Source organism: Terriglobia bacterium (genome assembly GCA_036496425.1).
Classification (GTDB): Bacteria; Acidobacteriota; Terriglobia; order 20CM-2-55-15; family 20CM-2-55-15; genus 20CM-2-55-15.
In genome coordinates, this window is record DASXLG010000322.1 from 1 (window position 1) to 5,220 (window position 5,220).

General features: G+C 56.0%; 7 protein-coding genes and 1 pseudogene. 5 read left to right on the forward strand and 3 right to left on the reverse strand.

All coding sequences use genetic code 11. The features are described 5' to 3' along the window. The 5 genes and pseudogenes from VGK48_23480 to VGK48_23500 all read left to right on the forward strand — a co-directional run. The coding region (locus VGK48_23480) for a fibronectin type III domain-containing protein (GenBank protein ID HEY2384148.1) at window positions 1–620 on the forward strand (620 nt) is incomplete at its 5' end. Window positions 621–1,017: 397 nt separating this feature from the next. Next, window positions 1,018–1,247: pseudogene (locus VGK48_23485) on the forward strand (DUF4160 domain-containing protein). Then, window positions 1,228–1,500, forward strand: a complete 273-nt coding sequence (locus VGK48_23490) for a DUF2442 domain-containing protein (GenBank protein HEY2384149.1) — start codon at window positions 1,228–1,230, stop codon at window positions 1,498–1,500. The pseudogene VGK48_23485 and the gene VGK48_23490 overlap by 20 nt, the downstream one beginning before the upstream one ends. Window positions 1,501–1,512: 12 nt before the next feature. Beyond that, window positions 1,513–1,920, forward strand: coding sequence for a PIN domain-containing protein (locus VGK48_23495; GenBank protein HEY2384150.1), 408 nt, complete (start codon window positions 1,513–1,515; stop codon window positions 1,918–1,920). A gap of 102 nt (window positions 1,921–2,022) precedes the next feature. Continuing rightward, window positions 2,023–2,796 carry a hypothetical protein gene (locus VGK48_23500; GenBank protein HEY2384151.1) on the forward strand — a complete coding sequence of 258 codons (774 nt, stop codon included), beginning with the start codon at window positions 2,023–2,025 and terminating at the stop codon, window positions 2,794–2,796. Between the two features lie 869 nt (window positions 2,797–3,665). On the opposite strand, the gene VGK48_23505 is transcribed toward VGK48_23500, so the two are convergent. The 3 genes from VGK48_23505 to VGK48_23515 form a co-directional block, all read right to left on the reverse strand. Further along, window positions 3,666–4,493: a class I SAM-dependent methyltransferase gene (locus VGK48_23505; GenBank protein ID HEY2384152.1), complete on the reverse strand. Its 828-nt coding sequence runs from the start codon at window positions 4,491–4,493 to the stop codon at window positions 3,666–3,668. Between the two features lie 64 nt (window positions 4,494–4,557). Then, window positions 4,558–4,815 (reverse strand): prolyl oligopeptidase family serine peptidase, encoded by a 258-nt coding sequence (locus VGK48_23510; GenBank protein HEY2384153.1) that lies wholly within the window; start codon window positions 4,813–4,815, stop codon window positions 4,558–4,560. Window positions 4,816–4,854: 39 nt separating this feature from the next. Then, window positions 4,855–5,025 carry a hypothetical protein gene (locus VGK48_23515; protein ID HEY2384154.1) on the reverse strand — a complete coding sequence of 57 codons (171 nt, stop codon included), beginning with the start codon at window positions 5,023–5,025 and terminating at the stop codon, window positions 4,855–4,857. Window positions 5,026–5,220 lie beyond the last annotated feature (195 nt).

Here is a 5,220-nt window from a genome sequence, read left to right on the forward strand (position 1 = left end):
TGAAACTGGCCTACGCCGGCATCGCTGATATGCAAGTTGCGACTCAGGGGATCGCCGTCGTGGACGGAATGACGAACAACACGAAGTTGCCGAATCCGCCGATCAAGCCGGCGGATTTGAAGACCGAAGTGGATAGCTACGTCAGCCTGATCGCGGCCTCGGCCGATGGCAGTAAGCAAGCCATCACCGAACGCGAAAAACAGCGCGAAGTCGTAGTGACGATGTTGCGTCAGCTGGGCCATTGGGTTGAAGCGAACTGCAATAACGATCCGGCAGTTTTTCAATCCAGCGGATTCCAGCAGCAGTCGACAGCGGTCCATACCGCTCCGCAGCCGCTTGCCGGTCCGCCGTCATTCACTTTGACGAACGGTCCGAACAGCGGTCAGATGATCATGCGGGGCAAACTGGTTCGCAAAGCCGTGAGCTACACACCGCGCTATGCGGCGGTGGGGGCAGACGGTAAACCGGGATCGTGGACCGAGTGGTCTCCGGTTACGGCCATTCGTTCCATCACCGTCACTGGTCTGACGCCGGGCACGCTCTATGCATTTCAGATGCGTGCCCAGGGCCGGGCCGGTTATACGGACTGGAGCGACTCGGTAACCCGCATCTCACTTTAGTCCGTCAGATTCGCCCTCTTTCGCCTCGGCGGGAGAGGGCGGGTCGGGCAATGATAAAACTCCGAGCTATAGCTCGGACTCGGTTGGTTTCGAGGCTTCAATTCTCTGAGGGTTTTTCAACTCGATCAATAAAAAGAACTTCGACGGGGGCACCGCGGCCGCATTCGATATCTCGACTCCCCTTTTCAATCTGGTTCCCCGCCGCGTTCGGCTAAAAACCCTCTGCATTATGTTTATCTGTATTATGTTTATCTGTGGGCCTCAGCATTTTCCGCAGGGAAAAGTCGTCAAGTCCGGGATAAACGCGACTGGTTGTTATCGCGATCGAACTGGATTTTTCACGCCCGGCAACCTCGCCCGACTTCGACAATCCGAGGGACGGTGAGATACTGGCTTCGTGCCGACGATATTGCGCTCAGGGCCATATCGAGCCTACTTTCATTCGCACGAGCCTAATGAACCTCCTCACGTCCACGTGGACCTCAGTCGGCGAAATTCTGGCTGACTCCTTTGGCGCTGGCGAGCAACCTCGGCTTCAGCCCGGTGGAACTTCGAAAAATTCAGCGCATTTTGAAGGAAAATGAAGCGACGCTTTTGGAGAAATGGTATGCACGGTTCGGACGTTAAACCCGGCGAACGAGTCAAGAACGTTCATCTTACTGAGGACACGATCGCCGTCGATCTCATGGATGGTCGTACGATCGTAGTTCCGCTAGCATGGTATCCAACTCTTCTGGAGGCAACTCCTGAACAGCGGTTGAATTGGAAGGTCAGTGGAGCGGGGTACGGCATTCACTGGCCTGATATCGACGAGGATCTCAGTACGGAGGGACTCTTGCGTGGAGCGCCGGCCGCACCGGAACCGCTCCAGACTACTTGAAAGCCACCGGCTATGGGAAACGTTCTCGTTGACGCGGGATTCTTGATCGCGCTGCTCGGTCGCCGCGATTCCAATCACACCTGGGCCGTTATACAGGCGAAGCGCTTTCCTCCACCCTGGAGAACCTGCGAAGCCGTTCTTTCCGAGGCATTCCACCTGCTGGGTTCGCGTGGCACGCCTGCGATCCGCGCACTTCTTCGGCGGGAGGCTGTCCTTTTGTCCTTCGGGTTCGCGGAAAACCTGGACGACGTATTGAAACTCATGGAGAAATACGACGACGTGCCCGCAAGTCTCGCGGATACTTGCCTGGTACGAATGACGGAAATTCTCGACTCCCCGATGATCCTGACGACAGATGCGGACTTTCATCTCTATCGTCGGCATGGGCGCCAAGCAGTTCCTTGCGTTACGCCGTCTTGAGGAGACGGCACCGGACGTACCCTTGGCAATCCACCTCATGACAAGACGAAATTGGCGAGGGCGATGGCCGGTGTACGGGTACCTAAGTGTTATGGGGGAATCATGAATACGGGGGACGACCTGCCGACGTTGATAGCCATTTCGACGCTGGCTTACATTCTTCAAAATGTTCTTCACGAAATAGTGGGGCACGGCGTCACGGCTTGGCTGCTTGGTGCACGCCGGTTCACACTAAGCACTGTTGCGGTCGAGAGCGATATTGAAACGGGCTGGGTTAAAGCGGCCGGCCCGCTGATCAATCTTGTTTTGGGAGGGTTCTTTTGGCTCGTTTTGCGGTTTGCGGAACGGTATTCGCCGGCAACCCGCTACTTTCTGGTCGTGGCGCTGGCCGGCAATCTCTTTACCGGCACCGGATATTTTCTTTTCTCGGGCGCCTTCAATTTCGGAGATTGGGCTGATGTGATTCGAGGCTTAAAGCCGCATTTAATTTGGCGGCTGGGACTACTGATACTCGGTGTCGTCACTTACTTTGGGTCGATGCTTCTCGTCGGCTCAGAACTAAACGCGTTCAGAGGCGAGGAGAACACACGGCCGCGTAACTTGTGTTGGACGCCTTACGTCAGCCAGGGTGTTCTTGCCCTCGCAGCGGGGCTGCCGAATCCTGCCGGCCCATTTTACGTGGTCGGGTCGGCTTTGGCCTCGAGCTTGGGCGCGAACGCGGGCCTACTCAGCCTACCGCAGATGATGCAATCGAAAGCGAAAGTACAAAAGCCTGTTGGGCCTATCGCGCGCAATACTCCTTGGATTGCTACTGCTGTTGCTGCCAGTCTTTGGTTCATTGTTGTCTTGGGGCGGGGGATCACTACCTCGGGATAAGGATTGGAAAAATTGGCCGCGGTCGCGTACGCGGAAGCGCCACGCCCGCGTAGGAATCACCTGCATAAAAGATCGACTGCGATCCAACATGATCCCAAAGCCAACCCGGCGGCCAGCGGTCATTCCGAACGTTCTGAACGCCGGCCGACACTCTGGAAGTGCTACCTGGCGTGAGACAGACTATCGTCTGATCGAATATCCGCAGAGAACTGATTCACGAATTGATCCAGTCGAGTCCAGTCGGTGTACTCGTAATCGCGTGAAGTATCTGTTTCCGCTCCTGATCTTTTGGCGATCCACCGCATGACAAGACGAATGACAAAATTGTATTTGGAATACAGCAACTTCCCCCACATTCGCGGAAAGTCTGCCAGTTGCGGGTTGTTCACGCGGCGTCGTCCGTTACCGCTGGTTCAGTGGTCTTCATATGCTCAGTACCGGGCATGGTGACGAACGAATCAAGTTGTGGGCATTGGTCCTTAAACGTCCAAGGACTCCCTGGATTACGCCTCGGCCTGTCACGCTCAGAGTTGCCAGGGCTGAACAAGCGGCCAGATCGTTGAGATGCAGAAAAGAAAATGCGATACAGGCTCACAAGAAAGGCACTCAGTGTGGCAAGAAGAAGCATCAAGCCTTGCACTATGGCCGACGCGACAGTATGCCTGTCGAAAATTCAAGTGCGGGCACGAGGAGCGCAACGTGATCTTGTCCGAATCGCCCGCCGACATCGAGGCGCAAGGCATCCCCGTTGTCATCGTAGAAAGGCGTCATGACCAGGATGCCGGTCGGGCAAACGAAAATGCACAAGCATCTTTAGCCGGAATTCTGCACCCGGCAGCCCTGAACGATGCACGACTGACTCCTATGGTTCAGTCGAAACCGGCCGGAGGATCGAACATCAGGTTGGCTTCATTGCAGCGCGGACATCGATAGAATGGGATTGTCCATCGTTTATAAGCTCCGGGGCGCAACGTCTGGATGGCGTGGCCGGAACCGCAGCCTGCGCAGACATTGAAATAGGATGGCAACGCGAATCGCTCTGCCGGTGCCCCTCTCGCGAATAGAAAACCCCAGCCGTAGCGGCTGAGCCGGCTATGAAAGCGCCTGTCCAGGAACCTCGTCGCTTCGTTCAGAACGGATGCGACCGGCCTGAGAATTCCCACGATGTGCAGAAGTTTCGATCTCCGGGACAGGTAAGGCCAGGCGGCGTCTTCAGGCCGTTTACAGTAGATGAAGCTGCTCGTCAGCGTATTCGACTGTACGAGTTGGAGTCCCGTTGATTCCACGGCATTCTTCAGGCCGGCAAAGCTGAAACGGTTGATATGGCCGCCGCCGTTGTAGAGGAATCGATAGAGCCCGTCATCGAAGCCGAATCCGTCGGGAACGCTGATCCAAAGGAAGCCCCGCGGTTTCAGCACGCGCGCCAATTCCGAAAGCGTTTCGCCGATGTGCGCTACGTGTTCGAGTGAATGGTTGCATACCGCGAAATCGATTGTACTCGACGATAAAGGCAACGCGTGCGAATCGCCGCATGCGTAAAAGATACGATCGGGGGCAACAGACGGCGCACTCCCGTCCAACGCGAGATCGATTCCAAGGATTTTGCATTTGTAGCTCGCGTATTGAAAACTGCCTTTGCCGCAGCCCAGATCGAGAACGAGATGACCGGGACCAAGCGACTCCAGGATCGTATCCACGCGCGCATGTTACATAAAAAAGTGCTTCGTCTGGTAGCATCTGCACGCCCTGCTCATCGACCGCTTATGCATCAGTTCCGAGACAAACTGTGCGAGGCCGATGCAGCACCGCTTCATGAATGTCATCGCCGTATACCACCAGCTTGTATTGCTTGTGCAGCGCATTGAGCTTTCCGGAGAAGGTGAGTGCCTGCGCCACAGGAACTTCATCATCCTGGCCGCCATGGATCATCAGCAGCGGCACGTTCACCTTCTCCGGCCAGTTCATCACGGCCCTGTCGCTCAGCGCCGCCACGCCATAATTTGGAATCAGCTGGGTCACGGTTTCAGCGATGCCGGTAGACTGGCGCTTTATGGCATCCTACGCATCTTGCAAATCATAGACCGCGCCCGCTGCGTTCAGTCCTGCACTCCGCCGAAGGGCAAGAAAGGTCATCATCCCGCCACGGGATAGACCATAAAAGAAGGTGTTCTTTGGATCGGCATGCGGCAGGCCAGCGGCTATGGTCACGAGGTTGGTGACATCATCCACTGCATGATCGTCTTAAAATTCGACCAAGGAGAGCCGCACGCCATCGCGTTCTAGCATGCCAAAAACCGAACTTGCCTGCCCCGGACGCACGTTCACTGGCCCCATCACTTCCCAACCGCAATTCCGATGAGGGCTTGAGGTTATTAAGGGGGCGCACACCTGAATTCCCGAATTGAATTCGGGAATTCAGGTGTG